Annotated in this window: 21 protein-coding genes and 1 riboswitch; of the genes, 8 read left to right on the forward strand and 13 right to left on the reverse strand. The window is 42.6% G+C overall.

The window, feature by feature from the left end; genetic code table 11:
* Positions 1–68: 68 nt before the first annotated feature.
* Positions 69–806 (forward strand): GntR family transcriptional regulator, encoded by a 738-nt coding sequence (locus IEW05_RS20030; RefSeq protein ID WP_188541647.1) that lies wholly within the window; start codon positions 69–71, stop codon positions 804–806.
* A gap of 11 nt (positions 807–817) precedes the next feature.
* On the opposite strand, the gene IEW05_RS20035 is transcribed toward IEW05_RS20030, so the two are convergent.
* Complete coding sequence (locus tag IEW05_RS20035; RefSeq protein ID WP_188541648.1) at positions 818–1,321, reverse strand: DUF3189 family protein; 504 nt, start codon at positions 1,319–1,321, stop codon at positions 818–820.
* A 176-nt stretch (positions 1,322–1,497) separates the two neighbouring features.
* On the opposite strand from IEW05_RS20035, the gene IEW05_RS20040 reads away from it, so the two are divergent.
* Together IEW05_RS20040 and IEW05_RS20045 are read left to right on the forward strand one after the other, a co-directional pair.
* On the forward strand, positions 1,498–2,073 hold the full coding sequence (locus IEW05_RS20040; RefSeq protein ID WP_188541649.1) for an RNA polymerase sigma factor: 576 nt from the start codon (positions 1,498–1,500) through the stop codon (positions 2,071–2,073).
* A gap of 3 nt (positions 2,074–2,076) precedes the next feature.
* Positions 2,077–2,913, forward strand: coding sequence for a DUF4367 domain-containing protein (locus IEW05_RS20045; protein WP_188541650.1), 837 nt, complete (start codon positions 2,077–2,079; stop codon positions 2,911–2,913).
* 24 nt (positions 2,914–2,937) lie between these two features.
* Here the strand turns inward: IEW05_RS20045 and IEW05_RS20050 are convergent, their stop codons facing one another.
* Positions 2,938–3,423 (reverse strand): hypothetical protein, encoded by a 486-nt coding sequence (locus tag IEW05_RS20050; RefSeq protein ID WP_188541651.1) that lies wholly within the window; start codon positions 3,421–3,423, stop codon positions 2,938–2,940.
* Positions 3,424–3,797: 374 nt separating this feature from the next.
* On the opposite strand from IEW05_RS20050, the gene IEW05_RS20055 reads away from it, so the two are divergent.
* Both IEW05_RS20055 and IEW05_RS20060 read left to right on the forward strand, forming a co-directional pair.
* Positions 3,798–6,275: a S8 family serine peptidase gene (locus IEW05_RS20055; RefSeq protein WP_188541652.1), complete on the forward strand. Its 2,478-nt coding sequence runs from the start codon at positions 3,798–3,800 to the stop codon at positions 6,273–6,275.
* 24 nt (positions 6,276–6,299) lie between these two features.
* Entirely contained in the window at positions 6,300–7,982 is a 1,683-nt protein-coding gene (locus tag IEW05_RS20060; RefSeq protein WP_194434145.1) for an S-layer homology domain-containing protein, read from the forward strand.
* Between the two features lie 149 nt (positions 7,983–8,131).
* Here IEW05_RS20060 and sdhB read toward each other — a convergent pair whose 3' ends face one another.
* From sdhB to IEW05_RS20075, 3 genes are all read right to left on the reverse strand, one after another.
* A complete protein-coding gene (gene sdhB, locus IEW05_RS20065; RefSeq protein ID WP_188541654.1) occupies positions 8,132–8,902 on the reverse strand; it encodes a succinate dehydrogenase iron-sulfur subunit in 771 nt (256 codons plus the stop codon).
* Between the two features lie 16 nt (positions 8,903–8,918).
* On the reverse strand, positions 8,919–10,661 hold the full coding sequence (gene sdhA / locus IEW05_RS20070; protein WP_188541655.1) for a succinate dehydrogenase flavoprotein subunit: 1,743 nt from the start codon (positions 10,659–10,661) through the stop codon (positions 8,919–8,921).
* Positions 10,662–10,753: 92 nt separating this feature from the next.
* Positions 10,754–11,425 carry a succinate dehydrogenase cytochrome b558 subunit gene (locus IEW05_RS20075; protein WP_188541656.1) on the reverse strand — a complete coding sequence of 224 codons (672 nt, stop codon included), beginning with the start codon at positions 11,423–11,425 and terminating at the stop codon, positions 10,754–10,756.
* A 268-nt stretch (positions 11,426–11,693) separates the two neighbouring features.
* On the opposite strand from IEW05_RS20075, the gene IEW05_RS20080 reads away from it, so the two are divergent.
* Entirely contained in the window at positions 11,694–12,590 is an 897-nt protein-coding gene (locus IEW05_RS20080) for a LysR family transcriptional regulator (protein WP_188541657.1), read from the forward strand.
* A gap of 426 nt (positions 12,591–13,016) precedes the next feature.
* Here IEW05_RS20080 and IEW05_RS20085 read toward each other — a convergent pair whose 3' ends face one another.
* The 3 genes from IEW05_RS20085 to IEW05_RS20095 are packed head-to-tail and all read right to left on the reverse strand — an operon-like array spanning position 13,017 to position 16,302.
* Positions 13,017–14,255 carry a cation:proton antiporter gene (locus tag IEW05_RS20085; protein ID WP_188541658.1) on the reverse strand — a complete coding sequence of 413 codons (1,239 nt, stop codon included), beginning with the start codon at positions 14,253–14,255 and terminating at the stop codon, positions 13,017–13,019.
* Between the two features lie 29 nt (positions 14,256–14,284).
* Positions 14,285–14,950, reverse strand: a complete 666-nt coding sequence (locus IEW05_RS20090; RefSeq protein ID WP_188541659.1) for a potassium channel family protein — start codon at positions 14,948–14,950, stop codon at positions 14,285–14,287.
* Positions 14,951–14,967: 17 nt separating this feature from the next.
* Positions 14,968–16,302 (reverse strand): TrkH family potassium uptake protein, encoded by a 1,335-nt coding sequence (locus IEW05_RS20095; RefSeq protein WP_188541660.1) that lies wholly within the window; start codon positions 16,300–16,302, stop codon positions 14,968–14,970.
* 75 nt (positions 16,303–16,377) lie between these two features.
* Positions 16,378–16,538: riboswitch (cyclic di-AMP (ydaO/yuaA leader) on the reverse strand.
* A gap of 284 nt (positions 16,539–16,822) precedes the next feature.
* On the opposite strand from IEW05_RS20095, the gene IEW05_RS20100 reads away from it, so the two are divergent.
* Positions 16,823–18,550 carry a CPBP family intramembrane glutamic endopeptidase gene (locus IEW05_RS20100; RefSeq protein ID WP_188541661.1) on the forward strand — a complete coding sequence of 576 codons (1,728 nt, stop codon included), beginning with the start codon at positions 16,823–16,825 and terminating at the stop codon, positions 18,548–18,550.
* On the opposite strand, the gene uvrC is transcribed toward IEW05_RS20100, so the two are convergent.
* Together uvrC and trxA are read right to left on the reverse strand one after the other, a co-directional pair.
* Positions 18,519–20,462 carry an excinuclease ABC subunit UvrC gene (uvrC, locus tag IEW05_RS20105; protein WP_188541662.1) on the reverse strand — a complete coding sequence of 648 codons (1,944 nt, stop codon included), beginning with the start codon at positions 20,460–20,462 and terminating at the stop codon, positions 18,519–18,521. The two genes, IEW05_RS20100 and uvrC, sit on opposite strands and share 32 nt — an antisense overlap.
* 120 nt (positions 20,463–20,582) lie before the next feature.
* Entirely contained in the window at positions 20,583–20,900 is a 318-nt protein-coding gene (trxA, locus tag IEW05_RS20110) for a thioredoxin (protein WP_188541663.1), read from the reverse strand.
* 270 nt (positions 20,901–21,170) lie between these two features.
* On the opposite strand from trxA, the gene IEW05_RS20115 reads away from it, so the two are divergent.
* Complete coding sequence (locus IEW05_RS20115; protein WP_188541664.1) at positions 21,171–21,326, forward strand: YqzM family protein; 156 nt, start codon at positions 21,171–21,173, stop codon at positions 21,324–21,326.
* A 57-nt stretch (positions 21,327–21,383) separates the two neighbouring features.
* Here the strand turns inward: IEW05_RS20115 and dnaI are convergent, their stop codons facing one another.
* The 3 genes from dnaI to IEW05_RS20130 form a co-directional block, all read right to left on the reverse strand.
* Entirely contained in the window at positions 21,384–22,334 is a 951-nt protein-coding gene (gene dnaI, locus IEW05_RS20120; RefSeq protein ID WP_188541665.1) for a primosomal protein DnaI, read from the reverse strand.
* A gap of 51 nt (positions 22,335–22,385) precedes the next feature.
* Complete coding sequence (locus IEW05_RS20125) at positions 22,386–23,918, reverse strand: replication initiation and membrane attachment family protein (RefSeq protein ID WP_188541666.1); 1,533 nt, start codon at positions 23,916–23,918, stop codon at positions 22,386–22,388.
* A gap of 91 nt (positions 23,919–24,009) precedes the next feature.
* Entirely contained in the window at positions 24,010–25,212 is a 1,203-nt protein-coding gene (locus tag IEW05_RS20130) for a helix-turn-helix domain-containing protein (protein WP_188541667.1), read from the reverse strand.
* Between the last annotated feature and the right edge of the window lie 23 nt (positions 25,213–25,235).

Genomic DNA, 25,235 nt, shown 5'->3' on the forward strand with positions numbered 1-25,235 from the left:
GTCTGAAAAATGATATGCAATAATGGAATATTATATTTGCCTAAACAGAGAAGTTGGAGGAATACAACATGAATTCATACAAACTAGATAAATTGAAACGACCACTTTATATAAATGTATATGACGAGCTTTTGCTTCAAATTTCAAAAGGAGAATACCCCGTAGGCAGTAGACTGCCCTCAGAACCGGATCTAGCAAAAAATTTAGGGGTTAGTCGCGCCACTTTAAGACAAGCATTAGTTCTTTTACAAGATGATGGATTAGTAAGAAATATACGTGGTAAGGGTAACTATGTTATCGAAACTTTTTATAAACAAGCGGATGTTCAATTAGAAAAACTAAGTAACCCTTTGCATAAATGCCACATAAGTACATTTGATCAAATTGATTTACATTATCGGATAGACCCGGAGACAGAACATACGAAACAAGTGTTAAAGAGGGATTCATCGGGGGTTATCGCTTTTGAACGGTTATATAGAAAGGAAGGCCAACTACTTGCTTATGCTTTTACTTTTATGTCAATGCAAACGGTAGAGAGTTTATCCTTGGACCTCAATAATAAGGAACAATTACTAGAGTTTTTAGAGAATGAAGCCTATATAGGCGCTAACCATGCAAATATTGAAATAAAATATACACATACCGTTAATTTAGCCGATCGGAAAGATAAATTAATTGGTCAAAATGAATGTTTTCTACTACTGGAATCTCTTTATAGTAATACAGAGGTAGATTATCCGTTAATGTATAATAAATTTTATATACCACAGCAGTTCTCCAATATTAAGTTAAACGCATATTAAACTGACGAGGTTTATATGTGCTTATTGTTCAGCGTTACAACCTTAGCAGAGCTTATCTTTCCAGCACGAACGGTCTCCTCAACCAATGTGATAATATCATAGTGTGCCTGCTTGGATCCCATAACCAAGAGTGGAACACCAATAAGGTCCATTTTTAACGCCTTAGAAAGGAAGCCTCCAACCGTCATCACCAAAGGAACCGTAGGTGACGTATTGGAGAAAACAACCGTTTCCTCTAATTTATTATTGTTCTCAAACAGCCTAAACACACTTCTCATAGCAGGGATAAGCGCTTTTGAGTTACCTCTTCCTACACTATATACTTTATTTCCTTCACCATCATCGCCATGATATACCATCTTCCCCCTCTCTTGAGGGCTTAATCTATTGAATGCATCCGTATTTAAAATTTCAGCTTTTGAAGGAACTCTGTCCAAAGGTAACTTCCTAAGATGATATGCTGCAGCTAAAGCTGACGTATGTGTCCCACCAAAACAATTGTATATATAAATCAAAACTACCCACCTCCAATCAGGATGAATTTAATATTTCCCCAATTACCCATATTATTCAAAAGATGATTGAATCCTTCCTATGCTATCCATATAATTAAGAAAGTACATATAGGAAAATACTATAAATTCAACATATATTTAGGGAACGGTTGAATGCAACTGAGGGGGATATGTAGTTGTCGGATGATTTATTTGGCGTGTTCCGAAGTAATGTTCGTAATTTAGATGATGCCACCCAACGCAATTTGTATTATGCGTTACATCAACTCATATATTCCAATCTATTTTTTTTACTTAATGATCATAATTTAGTAGAGGACGCTATTAATGAAGTTTTTATCAAAGCTATGAAACATGGTCCTCAGACTAGAGAGGATTCCAATATTAAAGCCTGGTTGAAACAAGTAGCCAGAAATACGGCTTATGATATTTTAAGAAAAAATAAAAAATATCGGCAATTTACCGACATTGAATCCGTTATAGATAATGAAGAAAACGAATTTCAATTGATCTCTATGATGGACTCTGTCGAAAAAATCGTTGAAGAAATAAATCGACGCCAATCACTTGTAGAGTGTTTGCAACACCTAAAATGGGAATACCGTATAGTGTTGTATTTGAAATATATTGAGGAATTACCTAGCAAAGAAATTGCCCGTCTACTCGGTATTAAAGAGCCTTTAATGAGCAAGCGCCTCAAACGCGCTAAGGCCAAATTAGCCGAATTATTCTTGGACAAATGGGGGGAATGAAGCATGAGCCCGGACAACAACGAAATAACAGAAGAACAGCTAGAACAATTCACGAAATGCGCTGTTCAAGCCATACACGCTCAAATTGAAATTCCCGATCCGGAAGAATCTTGGAAGAAAATGCGTATCCAGCTTAGAAAGCGTAATCAACGTTCCAGGTGGTTAAGAGCATCCCAGCTTGGCGTTGCGATTGCCTGTATTTCTATAGCTATTGGAATTTTTGCAGCTAACCCTAATCCAGCCTATGCTGTTAAACAGGTTATACAGATTATTAAAGATACACAAGAAGGGATCATACACATTTTTTTCGGGGAAAGAGATGCTCCACCATCTAATGGCATGCTAACACCTCCTCCTCCGGATATTACCGGAGAGAAGACTATTCCTTCTCCAATAACGAGCGTCCCTCTCGTTACTGAACCCAAGCAAGTTTCAATAGAAGAAGCTACCAAGCTTGCGAAGTTTCATGTACTAAGCCCTGAATGGATTCCTAATGGATATCAGGTTGACTCCATTCAACTGTATCCTAATTCAGATGGAGAATATCATATTCTGAGAATTGAATACCACAACAAGGACACGGAGCTAATCTCTTATATGCAAAGATGGATGAATGAATCCGGAACGCAGATGCAGACAAACGTTCAAGAAAATGCCGGTACGATCAAAAGTGTTCAATTAAATGATAGCGAAGGTGTAACCATTATGTACGAACATGGCGGCGGAAGAATAGAGTGGCTTACCCCTGATACTTCTACCTTATTACAAATTTCAGGAAACTTAACTGAAGAACAACTACTAAGAATGGCTAAATCAACTACAAAGGCAGAGGATCACTAGATCCTCTGCCTTCTTTATGAAATCTTAGCTTACGGCTATGCTTGAGGAAGTTTTCGTTCCTTCTTCCCTAACTCCACCATTAATCGTCCAGTGAGTAGATACGGTTCGATAATAATACCCCGTGCTCACTGTTTTTTCTTCACTAGTTAAAATATAACTATTATTGGATTTAGTAGCACTATTACCTGTATAATAATCAACCCAAGCGGTTCCGGTCCATCTTTGCACGACTACCTTAACACCAATTGTTGATACTGTTTTCTTCGCATTCGTTTCTCCTGAAATACTAATCTTACCTGCACCTTTATCACTAATAGATGCTGCTCCGTAGTCCAGAGATACAAAATTAGGATCAAACATCGAATACGGACTAATCTCAATTGGTGGCGGAGATGTGTGCATAACAGCGGCATTCGCTTTGGGTGCGGCACCTAACAATGGACTAACTAAACCTATGGCTACAGAAAATCCAATCAATAATAATGATTTCAGTCTAAACTTCTTACTCATTTCATCCGCCTTCTTTCGACTATTTTTTATAGTTGATCCTCAACAACAACCGCTATTCTTCTCCTCCTTATCAAAATATGTAAATACCATTAAGAAGAAAAAATCATGCATATATAAATAACGAGCTTATCCTCCAAAAGTTGACTTTTGAATAGAAAATTGACGGAAAATTTTTTCAATATGAACTCCTTTCGAATATAGATATCGTAATACAAAAATGGTAATATCTTCTTAATATTTTCATTTCAACTAATTCTAGGTAATTAATTGGGAAGCGTTCTACTAGAAAGGAGACTATGATTTCCCTCATCTAGATAGAGTTACTTACCAAGAAAGATCTACCACTATTAAATCAATCAGAAGGAGGTATTTTATTGAAAATTAGTTTACTATTTCGCAAATTATCAGTAATCACGCTGGCATTTGGTCTGACTGTTGGAGCCATTCCTGGGGTAACTTCGGCTTCAGGATCCTCACAATTCAAACTAACGAATCCACCTAATTCCATATCGCTTAATACTGTGCATTCTAATGAAACTTTCATTTCACCACAGATAGACACCAGTACATCGGATAAGATTAGGGTCATTGTTCAGCTTGAGGGGTTACCAGCAGCCGTGGGACAATATGCAGCGAAAATGGGAATGCGTTCCTTGGCTTCTCTCTCTTCAGAATCCGCGGTCCAAGATGAGCAACAAGAAGTTCTTAATGAAGCTTCTGATCAAGGACTGAATCTACAAGTCAATTATACGTATAACACCGTATTAAATGGATTCGAAGTTACTATTCCTGCTAACGAAATCTCAAATCTAGCAGAAATTCCAGGAGTCAAATCTATTCAGAAGAACAGTACATGGTATGCACTTCCGATTGAATCATCGTCTACAGGCGATAACTACGAGATTAATCCTCTCAAACAAATTGGTGCGGATCAGGCTTGGGCGAAGGATCTGACTGGAGCAGGATTAAAAATAGGCGTTATCGATACGGGGGTTGACTTCAACCATCCAGATATTAAGGATGCTTATAAAGGTGGTTATGATTCATACTATAATGATAGTGATCCTTCTGAAGAACCACCGATTTTACCAGAAGATGATGAGATCGGACATGGAGTAGGTTATGAAGGTACTTATCATGGTACCCACGTTGCCGGGACAATTATCGGTAGAGCGGTCAATACAGAGAGTGAAATTGTGCAAAAAGGCGTAGCCTATGACGCAGATCTTTATGCATATAAAGTGCTTGGTCGTGAAAAGGAAGATCCCACCCGTACTTCTGGATCGTCTGCCCAGATCATCGACGGAATTGAACGAGCCGTCAAAGATGGCATGGATGTCATTAACCTTTCGCTCGGTTCTGATTCTGTGAAAGACGTTAATTCTCCTGAATCCGTTGCTATAAACAACGCCGTACTATCCGGGGTCGTTACAGTTGTTGCCAATGGGAATGCCGGTCCTGGTTATTTCACTATGGGTTCTCCAGCAGGCGCTCAATTAGCAATAGCCGTTGGAGCGGTGACAAGTGAGAGTAACCACTACTCCGGTCAATTACAATCGACATTGGAAGAGGCGGCTCCAGTAGCTACGGCTACAGATGCTACTTATGACTTCAACCTTATGGGCTGGGAGACAGCCAATGCTAATTTCCTAGACATTATGGGTACAGACCCATTAGACGTAGTTTATGTAGGTCTTGGAGATAACGATGACTATACTGAGAAAGATGTTGCTGGAAAAGTAGTACTGGCTTCAAGAGGGACACTTGCCTTCGTAGATAAAATTGCTATCGCCAAAAAAAATGGCGCTAAAGCAATAGTTATCTTTAATGGTGGCGCAAATGGTTCTGAGGCTGATCTGAGTGAATCTATAGTTGGAAAAGACGATTATATTAACGTTAGCCTCGGTGATAGCTTCAGCTTTATTCCTACCTTTGATTTGAAAGGTACAGAAGGTCGCGCTTTGGTTAGAGCACTAATTGCTTATCCTGATCAAACGCTGAAATTCACCTTCCCTGATGATTATGCAGTCTCTACGATCCCTGGAGATTATTTAGCAAGTTTCTCTTCTTGGGGACCTAACGCAGATAACAATTTAAGCATTAAACCAGACTTTACCGCACCTGGCGAGAACATTTTGTCGACCTATCCGAAGTTTGATTCACCTACCTATGAGACCAGCTACGAAAGACTTAGTGGAACAAGTATGGCGGCTCCACATGTTGCTGGACTTGCTCTTCTGATCAAACAACTCCATCCAGACTGGGCTCCGCTTGATATTCGCGCTGCTCTAGCCAACACAGCAGATGTGATTACCGATCAAGATGGAGATTTATATGATGTTTATCAACAAGGAGCTGGCCGTGTCAATGTAGCCAATGCTATTATAACCCCCGCGTTACTTGAAAGTGTTGAACCCATTACTATCCTTGATGCGAACTATAATCCGCTAGATGTTATCAACTATAACTCTTCAGCTAACTTTGGAGTTGTTGCTCCTAATGCAGGAGTACAAGGAAAAGAATTACAATTAAAAAATACTTCCAACACAGAAGTAACCTATACCGCATCCATAGAATGGCATCAAGAACATGATGGTATTAATGCTACACTGGATAACAGTATAATATCAGCTGCTGCTGGCCAAACAACATCCTTCAATTTGAACCTCGAAGTAGCAAATGCTGAACAAGATAACATGTTCGAGGGTCAGATCAATTTGGAGAGCCCTGGTCTGCCAGCTTTACATTTACCATTTGTAATCTATGTAGCTACTGAACAACCGAGCAATGGCTTTGGTATTCAAGAGGTCCAAGTAACAAACTCCGTTGTTTATCCAAATCGCGCTTCATAAAATTCCACTGATCTTTCCTTTAAATTGACGGAAGGCGATACCAACTATATTGAGATTAATGCCCTCGATTTAGACGATGAACTCCTCGGATACTTCGATATTAACACCGGAGAATCATATGATGACCTCTTTGAACCAGGGGTATATACTTTGCCAGGAATAAATGGTACTTATTACTCTTATGACAATGATTCAACAACTGCACATCTCAAAGACGGCATTTACAGTATCTATGTGTTTGCCGCGCAATTAACAGAGTCTGGCGGAATAGCAAAAGATGCATATGGGAACCCAATACAATATGAAGGCTTCACTACTTTTAGAATTGATAACTCCCCTTCACCTACAGCTACACCTACGACTACACCAACACCTTCGCCGTCATCAGCACCGACACCTACACCATCGCCGACATCAGTACCATCTACATCGGGATCTTCCGGAATCTCAGGTCCGTCCACATCTACTAAACCAGTAACAACTCCTAGTGCTGCCACAAACGAAATCATTGATCAAGGCTTCAAACAAGTCCATCTTGCTGCGAAGACTAGTACAGAAAATGGCATTATTACTGCCACCATATCTGATAGCAATCTGAAAACAGCCATAGCCTCTATTGGAAATTCTGAGACGGCTATAATTGTTGATGCAACAACCAGCAGCAGTGAACCAAGCTTCAAATTATCTTTAACGCCTGAACAAATCAAGCTGTTACAGAGTATTCCATCACAAAGTAGTATTGTAATTCATTTTGCAGGTTCAGCTGTTGCCTTCCCCGTCTCTCTATTGACGAAAGCACCAGTAAATTATGGCCTTGAGCTTGTCATTTCCCAGACTGACAATCTTAAATCGCACTTTGATGGTCAACTTCACGGTGGGACCCTTATTGGAAATCCCGTAACATTTGAAGCTCATTGGGTATCTGCTTCAGATAGCAAGCCTATTGAAGTACCAAGTAACACTTTCATTAAGCGATCCTTTACGATTCCGGGCAATATTGGACCTAATACAGCCGGAGTATTGTTTGAAGATCATGGCACAGTCAAACCTGTTTCTTCTCTCCTCAAGCCACAAGCAGATGGAACTACGCTCGTCATCGTAAACCGCCCAGGTTTTTCCGTATATGCAGCGGCGAGTCGAACTGTTCAATTCAATGACATCGCTTCTTCTTGGGCTGCATCTGATATCACAGCTCTAGCGAATAAATTTATAATTGATGGTACCTCGGCAACCACTTTCTCACCTAAGAACAACCTAACTCGGGCAGAGTTCACATCACTGCTAGTGAGATCACTTGGCTTACAAAGCAACTCCACAACCCAGTTCACAGATATTAAATCAACGGATTGGTACGCTAGCGACGTGGCTGCCGCTTATGATGCGGGATTAATTCAAGGAACAGGTAACAACAAATTTTCTCCTAATGCTGCGGTTACTCGCCAAGAATTGTCTGTTATTCTGGCTAGAGCGCTTCAACTGACTGGAGTTGAACTCAAGGTAGCTAATCCACTCTTTACTCCTTACACCGATGAAGCCAAAATTGCTGGATATGCGAAGGAAAGTGTCAAAGCCTTATCTGCTGCAGGTCTGATTACAGGTGAAACAGTAGATGGTGGTTCTTACTTCAACCCTGCTGCAGCAACAACGCGAGACACGGTCGCGGTGTCACTCCATCAATTATTGCGTGCAGCTAAGCTCATCGATTAAATTTAAGATTTAAAATGAATCTGATATAAGAACGGCTCAACCCCCTCTGGTTCATGGCAGTAGCCATGAATCAGAGGGGGTTGTTCTGTCTGTCCCCGAGCATAAAAAAGACCGGACACCATGCCCGGTCTTCTTCAAGATCATATCAATTACAAGCTAAGCCAATTCTTGAACATGTGCTTCGTGGTAGCTTTGTTCATCTCAGCGATTGAAGTCGTTAATGGGATGCCTTTCGGGCAGGCTCGCACGCAGTTTTGCGAGTTACCACAGCCCTCGATACCGCCGTCCTCCATGAGCGCTTCGATCCGTTCCTCCGCATTCATTTCACCCGTTGGATGGGCGTTAAATAGCCTTACCTGTGATATAGGCGCTGGCCCCATGAAATTTGTCTTTTCATTAACGTTCGGACAAGCTTCTAGACAAACACCACAAGTCATACACTTGGACAATTCATAAGCCCATTGACGTTTCTTCTCGGCCATCCGAGGACCCGGCCCCAGGTCGTAAGTTCCATCAATCGGAATCCATGCTTTAACCTTCTTAAGTGATGTAAACATCACACTCCGGTCAATGACCAGATCACGTACAATCGGAAATGTCCTCATTGGTTCCAAACGTACGGGTTGCTCCAGATTATCAACAAGCGCCGCGCAAGCTTGACGTGGCTTACCATTGATCACCATCGAGCAAGCACCGCACACTTCTTCCAAACAGTTGGATTCCCAGCAAACAGGAGCTGTATTTTCCCCCTTCAGATTCACGGGATTCCGTTGAATTTCCATCAAAGCGCTGATGACATTCATCCCCGGACGATAGTCCAACTCGAATTCTTCTGTATAGGACGCCGCTTTTGGATCGTCTTGGCGCGTAATTATGAACTTTACTTTCTTAGCAGCCGTTTTTGTTTCCGCCGTAGCCATTACTCTTCCCCTCCTATTAATCCTTCGAATAATCGCGAACACGCGGTGGGATCAACGAAACGTCAACTTCATCGTAAGAGATTCGCGGTCCATCTGGTGTCCAAGTTGCCTTGGTCGTCTTCAAAAAGTCCTCATCATTACGATCCGGGAATTCAGGTTTGTAGTGCGCTCCACGGCTTTCATTCCGCAGTAATCCTCCAAGAGTCATTGCCTCGGACAACTCAAGCATGTTCCACAATTGACGTGTAAACGCTGCTCCAGCGTTATTCCAGCGGGACGTGTCATTTATATTGATGTTCTTATAGCGTTGTTTGAGCTCTTTGATCTTACCAATCGTTGCTTCTAGCTTCGCATTGTAACGTACAACTGTCATGTTGTCCGTCATCCATTCACCAAGTTCCTTGTGAATAGCATAGGCATTCTCCGTACCGTTCATTGCCAGCAAGCCTTCATACTTGTCTTCCTGTGCCTTGCGATTCTTTTCAAATACGGATGGATCAATATCCTCCGCAGATTTTTTCAGACCGCGTATATATTCCACGGACTTAGGACCGGCAACCATCCCGCCAAAAATAGCAGATACAAGGGAATTCGCGCCTAGTCGATTCGCCCCATGATATTGGTATTCGCATTCTCCAGCCGCAAATAGACCAGGGATATTCGTCATCTGATTGTAATCAACCCACATCCCGCCCATGGAGTAATGGACTGCAGGGAATATTTTCATTGGAATTTTGCGCGGATCGTCACCCATGAATTTCTCATAAATCTCAATAATGCCACCGAGTTTAACGTCCAGTTCCTTAGGATCTTTATGAGATAGGTCGAGATATACCATGTTCTCTTGATTAACACCGAGCTTCATATCTACACACACATGGAAAATTTCCCGTGTCGCGATATCCCGAGGTACCAAGTTACCGTAAGCCGGATATTTTTCCTCAAGGAAATACCACGGTTTACCGTCTTTGTAAGTCCAAATCCGTCCGCCTTCCCCACGAGCCGACTCCGACATCAAACGGAGCTTGTCATCCCCAGGGATCGCCGTTGGGTGAATTTGAATGAATTCGCCGTTTGCGTAGTGCACACCCTGTTGGTAAACCGCACTTGCTGCAGTCCCTGTATTAATAACCGAGTTCGTTGTTTTGCCAAAAATAATCCCGGGACCACCCGTTGCCAAAATAACCGCATCCGAAGCAAATGTCACGACTTCCATGGAACGCAAATCTTGCGCGCAAATGCCGCGGCATATACCTTCATCATCGATTACGGCGGATAAGAACTCCCAGTGCTCGTATTTCGTTACCACGCCACCCGCTTCGAAGCGGCGTACCTGTTCATCCAGTGCGTACAATAACTGTTGCCCTGTTGTCGCTCCTGCGAACGCAGTCCGGTGCCGTTTCGTCCCCCCGAAACGACGGAAATCTAGCAATCCTTCCGGAGTACGGTTAAACATGACACCCATTCGGTCCATCAAATGAATAATACCCGGCGCTGCCTCACACATCGCCTTAACCGGTGGTTGGTTTGCGAGAAAGTCTCCACCATACACCGTATCGTCAAAATGCTCCCAAGGAGAGTCACCTTCACCTTTAGTATTTACAGCACCGTTAATCCCACCTTGTGCACACACAGAGTGAGACCTCTTTACCGGAACGAGCGAGAACAGATGAACTTGTACTCCCGCCTCCGCTGCTTTGATCGTAGCCATCAGTCCCGCAAGACCGCCGCCTACGACAATTACGCTTTGTTTAGCCATATCTATCGTCAACTCCTAAAAGTTTTGTATAGCATCTTCTACTTGAAATAACCTTCGTACAAAACTTACTTCGTAAGCCTAAACTAGTTTTGTTAACCTACTAATGATTTCAAACCAGTCAACCATGCTGTACCTTCAGCTTGAAACTCTACACCGCGGAATACAAACAGTGACCAGACTAGCATTACAGAGATGATCACACATAGTCCCATACAGATGATAGAAGACACACGTTGAGCACGCGGGCCAATTGTAATCCCCCAACTAACCATGAACGACCACAATCCATTCGTAAAGTGGAAGGACGCCGATAGAACACCAATTAAATATAAGATGAAAAAGAACGGATTCATAACAATGTCATGCATTACTCCGCCAAGCTCTTCATGTGTAATATTGCCTAGAGCCACCTGTATACGTGTCTCGTACACATGCCAAATAATAAAAGCAAACACAAGCACGCCTGTTACCCGTTGCAGTAAATAGCGCAAGTTCCGTTCATTCTGAAACCGTGTATTATTGGGTTTTGCCTGGAAAGCAATGTATAGCCCATATACCCCGTGATACAAAATGGGTAACCAAATCCCGAAAATCTCCAATACCAGTATTAGTGGCAAGCTATTCAGTGCAGCCACACTATCTTTGAATCCTTGACTCCCGCCTTCTACGGCTGAAAAATTAGTAATCACGTGTTCCAGAATGAAAAATCCAAGCGGTATGACACCCAACAACGAGTGCAGTTTTCTGGAATAAAACCCTTTCATAAGCTCATATGCCCCTTCCCATTTCCATCATTTCCCTATCACATGTTATACCTCTAACAATAAAACCATCTGAGAAAACGTATATGACAATTTCCACAAAAAATTGCCCATTTCGCTATGTTATAGACATAACATGTGAACAACTTGTGTCACTTCCCATGTTACTCCTTTTCATCTTATAATGGAATTGCAATATAATTATTAAATGTTATAACAAAATCACATAACGAACTCGTATACATCACTTTTAAATACAGGAGGCACTACTATGATTGAAGAACTGCTTGTATTTACCACCGTTGTCGAGCAATCTAGTTTAAACAAAGCATCTAAACTACTTAACCTATCACAACCAGCGTTATCCCGAAAGATAGCTAAGCTAGAACAGGAATGGGGTGTGCCTCTATTTCACCGCAAGGGTAAGCGGCTTGAACTGACCAGGGTTGGACATGAAGCATACATTTACGCATTAGAGCAACGACAGCGACATCAGAATTTCCTACAGTCGGTTTCTCGTTTCAAAACAGCAGAACGAACCATCGTGAACTTAGGGGCGAGTCTTACTACCATCCAAACAACACTACCATTACTTGTCACTGCATTAATGAACCAATTCCCTGAGATCGAACTGAAACTCTCAACTGGTAAAACCCATGAAATAGTCTCTTACTTAAGAGATAAAAAGGTAGACGTTGGTCTAGTAGCTTCATCTATTAATGAAACAGGGTTACGCTGCATCCCCTTATTTCAGGATCACCTAGAGCTCATTGTTCCTAAAGGACATGAACTAGCGGATGGTGCCACTATGGAAGACTTGAATGGACGTTCCATGATTATTTTTTCCAAAGGCACTTGGTATCGTAAATTGATTGACGATTTGTTCGGACGATATGGAATCATTCCAGATGTGAGGATGGAAATCGATTCTTTCGAAGCGATTGTACGTCTACTACCGATTTGTAAATCAGCGGCGTTGCTACCTAAATCATATTTACGCAGTCAGTTACTACGTGACAACGACCTCGTTACCGTACCTATCAAAGAATTAGAACAAACCCAGAGAGAAACATGCCTCATCTATAGCGACAAATCTGAGTTAACTAGTGAGACATTGGAATGGATCACAAAAGTTAAAGGTAGTCTGTTTCATGAGCTTGATCTATAAAGTTATATATTCGACACAATTAGCAGCCTATCCTTCGACTGTTTTTTGTATCACTTACAATTAATTGAATTTTGCTCACACGGAGCAGGCAAGGGGGGGGTGTTTGAGACACTTCAAGGGGAGGTAACTTCCATAAAATGCAATCGAAGAAATTTCGGAAATCAATAGATTGATCCCAGGGCACTTAACTTGTATAGGCTTCAATAACCGCAAATAAGCTCACTGAGATTCGTTACAATGGTTCGTGATCATTATTCGCTTGAAGATCAATCGCTAGAGTCGTTTTGAGTCAATAATACCATTGAAAACTTACGCTGGGGGAACCTCGTAGAATAGCGGACATTCAAAAAGGAATAAAACTCCATATTCTCGTTCTCCCAGCGATACTTGTGACTACATCATGTAAGCACATTACCTTTTTTGCCGTCACCCACTAGTTTCCTTCACTTCTAATCCAAGCTTACGAGCAACCCATCCGGTTGTGCTGGCCTGAATAACGATCGTAAGTACGATCGCCATGAATGTCACCGCAGAAATAATCTCCGCGTGAGCAACTCCCATAGCTAGAATCATTCCAGATAATGCAGCTGGAATAACCCCAGTCTCTCGAACCCAGCACATAAAGAGTAGCTCCTGCCAGGTCCATTTCACCGTTCTGTCCGGTAGGGCGCATAACAATACGGTGATAGGGCGGGCTACGAACATTAACAGCAATACAGCCACAAGACTCTGCCAGAAATAATCTCCGAGAATTCCAAAGTTAACCTGGCTCCCGAGTAACAAGAAGATCAACATGCGCATCATGACAGTTATATTCTCTGCGAAGGAGTTTATTTCAACTTCCTTGGTCTTCAGCGATAATTTGAACGTCTCCGCATTACCCCATATGATACCAGCTACAAATGTAGCCATAAACCCGCTAACATGGAGTACATCTCCTAACCAATATGCAGCAAGGCCGCATATGATCATAACAATACTTGCATATTCCTGTAGAATTCCACGACGCACATGTCCACTTAGATAAGTAAACAGGGCCGAGACAACAATCCCAACTAAGATGCCACCAAAAGCGGTCTTTACAAAGTCCCAAGACATCGAGCCAATACTCAATGAGCCACTTCCCATAACTATAGCAAGCATAGAGAATGTCAGAATAGAACCTGTAGCATCATTAAATGCCGACTCACTTTCCACAGTCTCACGTACTCTTTCCTTAATTTTGACCTGCTTAAAAACGGGAATAATCGAAGCTGGATCAGTAGACGCAATGACCGCAGCAGCCAGAAAGGAAAAGCTCCAATCAACTCCAAACAAATAATGTACACCTGTGCCCACGATAAACATAGTGATCAATACGCCCGGAAGACTCAATAACGAAAGTGTAATCCATACTTTACGCAACCCACTAAGCTTTAGATTCCGGCCTCCATCAAACAAAATGAATACTGAACCGACAGTAAGAATCATTTGATTGATCAGAGAACCGCTTGGTTCATGGATCAAGTTCAAACCAGGACCAAATACCATACCTATAGCAATAAACACCGCAACGTCCGGCAATTTCAGCCAGGAAGCTAATTTTCCTGAGAACATCCCTATAGTTAAAATAAGTATTACTAGCATAATATCATGCGAGATTGCTAGGCTTGTTGCCGATTCCATCTTCAACCCACTCCAACTACAGGATCACATTATTCTTCATTAATGAATGATTTGAATTCCTCAACATTTTTATTAGAACCAATAATGACCATAATATCGCCTGTAAACAATTGATCCATGGCGGTTGGGGCTACGATCATATCGTTTACTCGATGAATCGCGACGATGCTACACCCGAAACGGGCACGCGGATTCAGTTCTCCAACATTTTTGTTATGCAGGCAAGGCGGTACAATCATTTCCACAATACTGTATTCTTTGGATAATTCGATAAAATCCAGCAGATTCGGAGTCACGAGCTGATGAGCAACTCGAATTCCCATGTCTCGTTCCGGAAAAATGACGCGGTCAACACCAAGTCTTTCAAGCGCACGGCCGTGCAAGACGGAAATGGCTTTAGCTACTACAGTCTTGATCCCTAGATCCTTCAACAGAATCGCGGTTAGAATACTCCTTTGGATGTCACTACCCATGGCCACAATACCACAATCAAAATTGCGAACCCCTAGCGATCTAAGTACCTCTTCTTCCGTAGTATCCGCTACAACGGCATGTGTGAGCCGATTACTCAAGTCATTTACGATCTCTTCGTCTTGGTCTATACCGAGAACCTCGTAACCAAGATCCATCAATTCCAATGCAAGACTTGAACCAAATCGCCCTAATCCGATGACTACAAACTGCTGTTTTTTCATGTGTTTTGCCAAACTCCTTATCCTATTATCATTTTACCTTCTGGATAGCGATACAATTCCTTACCCTTCTTAGGACCAAGTGCATAAGCTAATGTTAAAGGCCCTAAACGTCCAGCAAACATAGTGAGACTAATAATAATCTTCCCTATGACGGTTAACTTCCCTGTGATCCCCATCGTCAGCCCTACCGTACCAAACGCCGATGTGGTCTCAAATAGAATGCTCAGGAAGCTAACGTCCTCCGTCGTAGACAATACCATGGCGACGACTATGACGAGAAATAGCGACAACATGGTAATCGTCACCGCTTTAAAAATACGCTCCTGTGCCAAACGGTAACGGAATATTACAAGATCGGAACGGCCACGAATCATCGAGAAGACTGCGCCGATCAAAATTGTAAAGGTTGTTGTCTTAACCCCACCACCTGTAGAACCAGGTGATGCCCCGATGAACATCAAGATAATCATAAAGAACTGTGTCGCTTGTCTTAATGCACCAATGTCCACCGTATTCGCACCTGCTGTACGCGGTGTGACGGACTGGAAGAAAGCACTCCATATCTTCTCACCCCAACTGAGTGGTCCCAGCGTCTTCGTGTTCGTGAATTCAAATATAAAAATTACGATTGCTCCAAGTATGATCAGTGCGGACGTCATGGATAGTACCACCTTAGAGTGAAGAGATAATCTACGGCGGTTACGGAAATCGATCAAGTCTGACATTACGATAAACCCGATGCCCCCCGTTACAATTAAGAACATCGTAACGAAGTTAACGATGGGATCCCCAACATACATCGTCAAACTCCGAAATCCACCAAACAAATCAAATCCAGCATTATTAAACATCGCGACCGAATGAAAGATACCAAAATAAATGGCTCGACCCAGTGGCATATCAAAAGCCCAACGAATGCTATACAATATCGCGGCACATGATTCAATCACTAACGAATACATCAATACTTTACGAATCAAACGTACAATGCCTTCCATCGAGTTTTGATTCATAGCCTCTTGAAGCAACAAGCGGTCCTTGAGCGATATTTTTCGCTTGAATGCCAAAGAGAACAAGGTTGCCATCGTCATAAAACCAAGGCCGCCGACCTGAATCAACAACATAATTACAACTTGACCGAATGTAGAAAAATAAGTCCCCGTATCTCGAACAATCAATCCAGTTACACAGGTCGCCGAGGTTGAGGTAAAAAGAGCATCTACAAAAGGTAACGTCCCCCCATTAGTATGCGAAATAGGAAGCATCAATAAAAGTGCTCCAGTCAGAATAATCGCCGCAAATCCTAACACTAACACGCGCGGCGGGGAAAGCTTGAACCATTTTGATATCACACGCTCACCTCATCACTGTAGTAAGACAAGAACAAGAAAAAAAGACACTGGAAATCCAATGCCTCTCGGTGTTTGGGCTCCTGCTGCAAAGGCCTACGAGGTTAGCTGACGGATTCGGACATGCACAGTTGCCCTATTTATTTCATCACCGGATGTATAACCCAAGCGCTGAAATAAAATTCACCCCTAAAGACTGGTTCCCCCGTTTTCACACAGAAATTCGGCCATTCATATTTTCATTTATTTACATTTCATTTTCCCAAATGGATTATAATCTTTATTTTCCCCCTTCACAAAGCTTTATTTCCATGAAAAACATTGAAAAAAGCTTAAAAGTACCGAAACAACGTTCAGGGTAATCCCTTATCCCAGCATTGCTAATCCTTACCGATGTTATTGCAGTTTTTCAATATTTCGTACACACTTCTGGCGATTGTATTCGGCCTGTGTTATCTTTACTGTGATGAACATTGATCGAAATGTTGTAAATTTTCAAAAATTCATTCAAAGGGGTTTTACAATGAAAGCTGCTGTTAACCCAATCGGGCGCAATTTAAAAACGAGGACACTTTGGATATTAGCCGCTATTGGCCTCATTATATTTGTATATGTGCAAGTGCTTCCTAGTATCTTGTCAGATACGCTTCAGGTGGAGCAATCCAAGAATGTCATCACAAAAGATCAGGCCAAGAATTCCGCAGCAAAATTTATGGAATCAACTTTAGGCATTTCTGGTGATATGGAAAAAGCATTAGTTACCTACGAGGCCCATTCTGAGATGTACGGTTATTTAACTAAAGAAAAACTAATGGAATCGTATTTGAAATCGTACGGCGAGAAATTTCCACTTGAAATGTTCCGTGTTCGTTTTGAAAATCCAGATGCAGTTCACTCCGCAGTGACTGTGGACGTTCATTTAACAACAGGGCAAGTGGTCGGTTTTGAAAAGATTGGCTCGGCAGGAAATTCAACTAAAGATTTGATGCTATTAATAGGATCTGAATCAACCGAATCCCTACTGGCACGTGAAGGGAATTTGGGGCTAAATGAAAAGGATGCACTGGCTACTAAGTACTTGAAGGTATTTGGTTTCGACAGAAATAAGTTAGATCTTGTTTCAGAGGAAGATGAGGTAGGCATCCGATATCAGTTTAAGGGCTATACATCAGGACAATCCCAAGGTTACCTAGATTTCCGTTTTGAATACGGGCAAGTATCCTCAATGGAATCTTACTTTGATACACCCCAGGCTCATCTGAATTACGTGAAGGATCAGACACAAATTGCTTATTGGCTTACATTTGGAGGATATGCACTTCTAACCTTCGTGTTAGGTATTCTAGCTATTATTTTCAGCGTCAAAGCTCGCAGGCACTCCTCATTTAAGCGCGGAATATTTCTGTCTAGCTGTTACTTTGTTCTAACCATGGTCGGAGCGATCAATATGCTTCCATACCTGCAAAAAGAGGGCGGAGAGCCATTAATCCTCCTCATCGGCTTTGTGGTACAGGGAGTATTATCATTGATCATGGCCGCCTCTGTATATTTCTCTCTTGTTGGCGGTGATGGATTGTTACGGCAGAATGGCCATAATTTATGGGCTCGCGCTAAAGAGCCTGGTTATGGGCGACACATTTTGTCCTCCATGGCAAACGGTTACGCTTGGGCTTTCATTCTACTCGGTGTTCAGTCGATTATCTTTATTATCCTGGATCAAACGATCCACTTCTGGTCCACTACAGATGCTTCTCAATCACCGTACAACCTATTATATCCGTTACTGTTCCCACTACTCGCATGGGTTGCAGGTATCGGTGAAGAAGCTGTGTATCGCCTATTCGGGATCCCGATGGTAAAGAAAATGGTTCGCAGCACATTCTTGGCTAGTTTCATTACGACGATGATTTGGGCTTTAGGACACACTTTATACCCAATCTACCCCGTCATTACACGGCCAATTGAATTATGTATTATCGGACTGTTATTCAGTTTCATCTTTCTGCGTTATGGTTACATCGCCGCGGTCTTCTCGCATGTTATCTTTGATAGCATTCTGATGGCATTGAGCCTTATGTTTATGGGAGGATCCATCAACTTGGCAGCAGGGGTGTTCTACATCATCCTCCCTGCCGTCGTTGCTTATGTGATCTATCTATTCAACCCACCAAGCAAAGAGCGCAAAGTACCCTTCACACAAAAAAGAGAGGAACCGCTGATCACGATTCCTCATCCCGAAGGGCGTTTATAATTTGATTGGCGAGCTTCTCGCCAATTGAGAGGGGCCGAAAGTCTTCGACTGAGGCCTCTTTTATTTTTTTGAGTGAGCCAAAATGTTTCAGCAAGAGCTTACGGCGCTTCTCACCAATTCCAGGAATGGAATCCAACCTAGAGGTCACCATCGACTTCGCACGCTGCTCACGGTGGAATGAGATAGCAAAACGGTGCACCTCATCCTGTATTCTCTGCAGAAGATAGAATTCCTGACTGTCACGTGGAAGATGAACCGGCTCCGGTGGATCCCCCACCATCAACTGCGCCGTCTTATGCTTCGCATCCTTCACAAGACCACAGACAGGGATGTACAATCCTAGCTCATTCTGCAACACATCTATTGCTGCTGAAATTTGGCCTTTCCCTCCATCTACAACAATGAGATCAGGCCTTACAAGATTGTCCTTAAGCACCCGTTCATACCTGCGACGAATAACCTCACGCATGGTCTCATAATCGTCTGGTCCTTGAACGGTCTTCACTTTGTATTTACGGTATTCCTTCTTAGCTGGCTTCCCATCAATAAACACAATCATGGCCGATACTGGGTTCGTCCCTTGAATATTCGAGTTATCAAAAGCTTCAATCCTCGATACCGACTCTAGACCAATGCTGCGTCCCAGATTTTCCGCTGCCTTTGAAGTCCGCTCCTCATCCCGTTCGATTAGCTTAAATTTCTCGTCAAGTGAGACACGTGCGTTATCTTTGGCCATCTTCACCATCTGTCGTTTGAGTCCACGCTGTGGTACATGTACTTTTACACCCAACCACTGCTGCAGAGCGTCCGCTCCGCTCACAGGATCAAGCATTTCGCTTTCACCCTCACCCAAAGGAGGAATCCTATTACTCAGGCCCCCTGCGTCTTCCGCCGCTACTTCCGCTACAGGAACGGTTGACTCTTCATCCTCCGAGAGACCCTTTAGCTCCGGCAACAGAATTTCTTGGGGTAGTGCTGGGTTATCACTGTAATACTGCGTTACATACGACAGAAAATCACTATAAGCGTCCCCATAGAATGGGAAAACGGAGGCATGGCGTTCGATCATCTTACCTTGACGCATATACAGAATCTGCACGCACATCCAGCCTTTATCGACGGCATAGCCGAACACATCGCGATCCTTGGCGTCTGACATCGTAATCTTCTGCTTTTCCATCAGCGCATCAATGTTAATGATCTGATCTCGCAATTCCTTCGCCCGCTCAAAATATAAGTCCTCTGCCGCTTCTTGCATTTTTCGTTGTAATTCCTTCTTGATCTCCTCATGTCCACCACTCAGAAAAGAGTTAATCTCTTGCGTCATTTCTTCGTAGGTAGCCTGAGGCACCTCCTTCACGCACGGCGCCAGACACTGCCCCATATGGTAATATAAGCATACCTCTTTGGGCATGACATTACATTTGCGTAACGGGTACATGCGGTCCAAGAGCTTTTTCGTTTGCTGGGCTGCATAGCTGTTCGGATATGGGCCAAAATATTTAGCCTTATCCTTTAACAACCGCCGTGTGACTTCAAGCCGAGGATGTTTTTCGTTCGTTATTTTAATATAAGGAAAAGTTTTATCATCCTTCAACAGGACGTTATAGCGTGGATGATGGGTCTTGATCAGATTGCACTCCAGGATAAGTGCTTCCATGTTACTTCCCGTAACGATATATTCGAAATCACGGATATGCGTAACAAGCCGCTGTGTTTTACCATCATGACTACCTGTGAAATACGAGCGAACCCGATTCTTAAGGACCTTAGCCTTGCCGACATAAATAATGGTTCCCTCTTTGTTCTTCATTAGGTAACAACCTGGAAGATCAGGCAGTAATGCCAGCTTATGGCGAATAGCTTCCATCGCTTTCTCTTGCTCATATAAATCTTGATCTATAGAATCCATGCCCGCAAACCTCCTCCCCCGCATGGAAATATTCACTTCCGATATATAGAAAACGCCCCCGGACATGCCGGAGGCGTGGGAAAACAGCATAGCCTTACAACCAATGAGAAGCTATTTAGCTTATTGGTGTTTAGCAAGTATGCCTTTCAACGCTTCTTTGGAGTTCAATCCAACAACCTTATCAACAGGTTGACCATCTTTGAAGAAGATCAGTGTTGGAATACTCATAACGCCAAAGCGGGAAGCCGATTCCGGATTCTCGTCCACATTCACTTTTGCTATTTTGACCGAATCTCCTACGTCTGAAGCCAGTTCTTCAAGAATTGGAGCTATCATCTTACAAGGACCGCACCAAGGCGCCCAGAAATCAACAAGCACCATGCCTTGCCCTTCGACTTCACTATTGAAGGATTGATCGGATACGTTAACTATTGCCATAATAAAATCTCCTCCTTATATGTTTGTTTTGTCATGTTTGCACATCATCCTCAGAACAAACACAATTTGTATCAATACGAAATGATGAAATCACCTTAATTAAGGTGTCTTGTCAATTATACCACATTTATTTTGTGAATGGGAAATCACTGATACAGCGCCTTCTTTACAAAATAAAGGAGAATTGGTTATACTAATGATAACCTAAAAACGCTTTGTCTATGACTTATTTCATTGACGGTTATCATTTGACCGAGGAGGCTACGCAAGATGGACGCAAATCCGCATGCCAACGACCCTAGAGCGCATATCAACGAAGAGCCACGCAACGATTTATTTGATTTAATGAACGGATTTTTCGGTATGTTTACGCTTATGGCCGTTATTTTCTTTGGAATGGTCATCATCAAATTTATTGCCGGTTAATCGGGCAATACGACAAAAGCCGTTTCTCCACAAAGAGAATCCGGCTTTTTTGTGTTATTATTGACCTCGCTTGTTACTCCCATTAACAGGTACAACATCCACGAACGGTGCAATTCGATCCATCAATCGTTGGCCTTTATGCTGCTCTTCCCCATCCTTATTCGTAAAACCAAGATGCTTCTCCAGCGCTACTAGCGAATGATTCGACGTGTAAAAGGTCGGCTTACGATTCATTCTATAATTGAGAATAGAACCCATAATATGATCACGTACCCAAGGATTCAAATTTTCAGCTCCAACGTCATCAAAAATGAGTAAATCAGCCTGTTTCATAATTTCGACTGTTTCCTTCAATTTCTGATTATCCAGCATCATCGACTTTAAATCTTCTACAAATTCTGGCATGTATACAATCACACCGGAATACCCTGACTTCGCTAACTCATGTAGCAAATAACACATCAGAAAGGTCTTCCCGGTTCCGAAATGCCCCACAAGGTACAGACCTCGAGTTTTCAGTCCACTTTCCTTTGTCTCATTAATATATTTAATAACCTGCGTAACCGCCGGTGCTCGTTCACGATCCTTCAACATGATCTCTACTTCGTTGTAACCTTCCTCAAGCGCACGCTCATCTACATAGAAGCTATGTATTCGCTTCTTCACCGAGAGCTCCGTTTGTCTCTGAATCTGCTTATCACAAGGCACCTGCCGATCAATCAATTGAGGTTTTCCCCCGACCGTTTCGACAGTCAGCTTCGTATAATGTCCCGGGAAATCATTAGGGCAGTTATCCAATCCTGGACAATTGCTGCAATGGCGATTGTTGTTCACATACTGATACAGCTTAGCCATATTAAGGCTCAACTGTTCATCGGATAGCTCTGGATGAGCTGAACGAAGCTGAAGCACGAGCGGTGAATTCATGAGTTCCGCGGTAAGCTCCTCAGAGCGTCGCCGGAGCTGTGGATTCTTCATTTGCGATAACAATTGTCCGAGTGATTCCATCGACTATTTTCACTCTCCTTTGTTCAATAGATGTAAAGATAGCGTTTAGAATTAAACGCCTTTGTTCTTGTTAGCTTGTGTCCGTTCAGCCAGCTTAAGCATTTCAGCGAAATCTTCATCAGATACACTCTGTTCTCCGCTCGTTCTCTCCACAATGGGAATCTCTGGTTTCGGCTTCGCCCCGCGAGTATTATATGTGCGCCCGCGTCCCGAGCCAGTCGTTGAACCCGAAGATGTCCCTGCACTCTTATCCTTCACTTTTGACTGATCACGAATATATTGAACCGCCTTCTCATACGTGTTTACTTGTTTCAACAACATATTCGAAGCGATAGCATCCACAAAATTACGATTGATTCGCTGTTCACCACCAGAGGTCAACAAACTCATCAAGTAATGGATCAATACGTTGATAACTTCACCAGGCAGCTTATAATTCAAATCAATCTTCTCAAAAATATCGAGTAAATTGTCCGGCACCGATCCTGGAAAAAACGTCTTTAGGAGCCTAGTATACGGCTCATTACGCAACATCATATTGTATTGATGAATATCGCATTTACTTAAGAATTGCGGAGGTACTTCTACATAGAATTCCATTTGAACTGCGATTTCTTCTTCAAGGAGATCAGCAGATTCTTTCTCCTCTTCACGCATTGAGACCACTTTCTTGTATGCAACTTCACGTTCTTCCTTACGCCGTTTACCTTGGCGGAACTGCAAATTCGCTATATGCTGCAATTTATCCAACAATAGCCCACCATCTGCATCAAACACACCGTCTTCATCCAGAAGTCGGCACAAATCCTGCACACTCAAATCATATTTGCGCGCCACGTAATTTGCAACACCCATACCTTCAGGATTAAATCTAAGCCCCTCCACAAAGGAACGATTGACGGATTCCCGAGGAAACCGCAGAATAATGTCCGCGTAATTTAACGCATCCTCTTCACTTATTGCCACATGACCACCTCTTGCGGTGGTTGCGGAAGTTTCGGCGATGGCTTGCTCTAGCTCATAATCAATCGTGTGCGTGTTCAGTTCAAAAATATCGTAAAACGGAATAGATATATTTTCTTTATTATAGGTAAGAACGGACCATTCATCCGGTTCCTTATTAAACAACTTTTCTCGTAGTTCCAGCACCGCAAATTTCCCAATTTTATCCCGTAGCAATAACGTCAGGTGTTGAGTTCTAAAGAACTCTGCAGGGGATAACGGGGATTGTAGTTCATACTCATACATATAATCATCACTATCAGGCATGTACAGACGACTAGTTTGCAATAGACCAACTGCCTCAAGTTTCGAGGTCTGCTCGATTAGGAACTTCCGCCCCTTCTCACTAGGCTCAAGTCCCAGTGTCAGGAAAAGCCCCCGTTGCTGCTCTATAGCAGAGTATCCAACCTGTTCCAATGGAACTTGCTGAGAGAGAAGTTGATAGAGTCCTAGGGCAAAAGCTCCGACCATAGGCTGATAGATTAGCGTAAGCATCTTCCCGTCTACACCACTAAGGCTGAAGTCACGGTATACGCAATAATGATGATTTTCGGTAAAATGATGCAAATTATTCATGCGCACCTATGAAACACTCCTTCATATCACTTACAGTGAGACTTTCTCCATTCTACCACAAAAAGACCTAAGCTTAGTCGTAAAATCATGGCATTTCTTATCCGCCGCAAAGCTCACGGTAGGTCTCCTCAACAAATGAAAAATAAGGTGACGGGGGAAAAGTCTTCATGATTGCATACACTTCAGCTATGAGTCTCCGTGCACGATCATACTCTCCTTGCTTAGCATAAATGCTAGCAATGTAGGCTCCGGCAGAATGGATAGAAGATTTATCCGCCGGATGATGAGCCGAAGCAGGCATGCTCACTTGTGATAATACTTCAAGCACCTTCGTATAATGACCTAAGCCATAGTAAGCGATTCCTTTTTGCAAAAGCCAATATCCCTTGTGCTCACCATTCTCAAATTCGGAGTGTCGCTGGATCGAATCCAACGCCTCAGCATATCGTTCTTTCCAATTCATACCTCTTACTTCGGCCAATTCTATCAATTCCAGCGACAGAGAATCCTCCGTAAACTGGGAAAACTGCCGTGCCTTGGACAAATACTGTTGAAAACTCACCTCATCGTCTACGATTTGACTATTACCTGCTAACATCCTATAAAAGTGGTCGGTCAAAAAGTATACCTTCTCCTCTTGTGACAAAGAAATAGCTGCTAAAAGGGCATTCATACTTTCCTCATAATATCCAATGGCAGACAAAGAAGCCGCTTCAGCATAATAAAGGTTTAGCTCGAACAAGATATCTCTACTCGATTGTTTGTCCTTATATTGTCGCCAAACATCACGGATCAAATCAAGCGAAGCCCCATATTGTGATTTTGTGAACAACAAGGCATACATGATATATCTAGCCTTGGCTGCCTCAACATATAAACCAAAGTGATCGTAAATCTCCACAGCCTTATCTACTGCTTTCCCGCCGTTTGCGTTCACTGTATGGAAGCAAGCCTCGGAGTAAAACTCCATAAGACGTGCAACGTCCAGAATTAGAGGAAGTTTCGCGTCTAATAAAGGTTCAACTATTGATATCACTTCTACATATTCTTTTCGTTTGACGTGACCCTCTACTTCTCTAAGCAGCGACCCTATCTCCGCAGATCCATCCTCTTCTAACAATTGACTGACTTCTAGCCCCAATTGCTGAGCTAAGTATTGTAGACTCCCTATCGAAGGCTGAGCTTTGCCATTCTCAATTTGACTGAGCATACTCTTCGTTATATGTTCACCCGCTAACTGCGATTGTGTCATGCCCTTCGATAGACGCAGTTGTCTGATCTTTTCTCCAATTGTTGACATATATTCAACCTCATTAGATTCGT

Source organism: Paenibacillus segetis, assembly GCF_014639155.1.
Classification (GTDB): Bacteria; Bacillota; Bacilli; order Paenibacillales; family Paenibacillaceae; genus Fontibacillus; species Fontibacillus segetis.

Bases quoted from the DNA above. Each gene is read 5' to 3' on its own strand.
- IEW05_RS20030 (WP_188541647.1), top strand. From the start codon at position 69: ATGAATTCATACAAACTAGATAAATTGAAACGACCACTTTATATAAAT.
- IEW05_RS20045 (WP_188541650.1), top strand. From the start codon at position 2,077: ATGAGCCCGGACAACAACGAAATAACAGAAGAACAGCTAGAACAATTC.
- IEW05_RS20050 (WP_188541651.1), bottom strand. From the start codon at position 3,423: ATGAGTAAGAAGTTTAGACTGAAATCATTATTATTGATTGGATTTTCT.
- sdhB (WP_188541654.1), bottom strand. From the start codon at position 8,902: ATGGCTACGGCGGAAACAAAAACGGCTGCTAAGAAAGTAAAGTTCATA.
- sdhA (WP_188541655.1), bottom strand. From the start codon at position 10,661: ATGGCTAAACAAAGCGTAATTGTCGTAGGCGGCGGTCTTGCGGGACTG.
- IEW05_RS20075 (WP_188541656.1), bottom strand. From the start codon at position 11,425: ATGAAAGGGTTTTATTCCAGAAAACTGCACTCGTTGTTGGGTGTCATA.
- IEW05_RS20080 (WP_188541657.1), top strand. From the start codon at position 11,694: ATGATTGAAGAACTGCTTGTATTTACCACCGTTGTCGAGCAATCTAGT.
- IEW05_RS20085 (WP_188541658.1), bottom strand. From the start codon at position 14,255: ATGGAATCGGCAACAAGCCTAGCAATCTCGCATGATATTATGCTAGTA.
- IEW05_RS20090 (WP_188541659.1), bottom strand. From the start codon at position 14,950: ATGAAAAAACAGCAGTTTGTAGTCATCGGATTAGGGCGATTTGGTTCA.
- IEW05_RS20100 (WP_188541661.1), top strand. From the start codon at position 16,823: ATGAAAGCTGCTGTTAACCCAATCGGGCGCAATTTAAAAACGAGGACA.
- uvrC (WP_188541662.1), bottom strand. From the start codon at position 20,462: ATGGATTCTATAGATCAAGATTTATATGAGCAAGAGAAAGCGATGGAA.
- trxA (WP_188541663.1), bottom strand. From the start codon at position 20,900: ATGGCAATAGTTAACGTATCCGATCAATCCTTCAATAGTGAAGTCGAA.
- IEW05_RS20115 (WP_188541664.1), top strand. From the start codon at position 21,171: ATGGACGCAAATCCGCATGCCAACGACCCTAGAGCGCATATCAACGAA.
- dnaI (WP_188541665.1), bottom strand. From the start codon at position 22,334: ATGGAATCACTCGGACAATTGTTATCGCAAATGAAGAATCCACAGCTC.
- IEW05_RS20130 (WP_188541667.1), bottom strand. From the start codon at position 25,212: ATGTCAACAATTGGAGAAAAGATCAGACAACTGCGTCTATCGAAGGGC.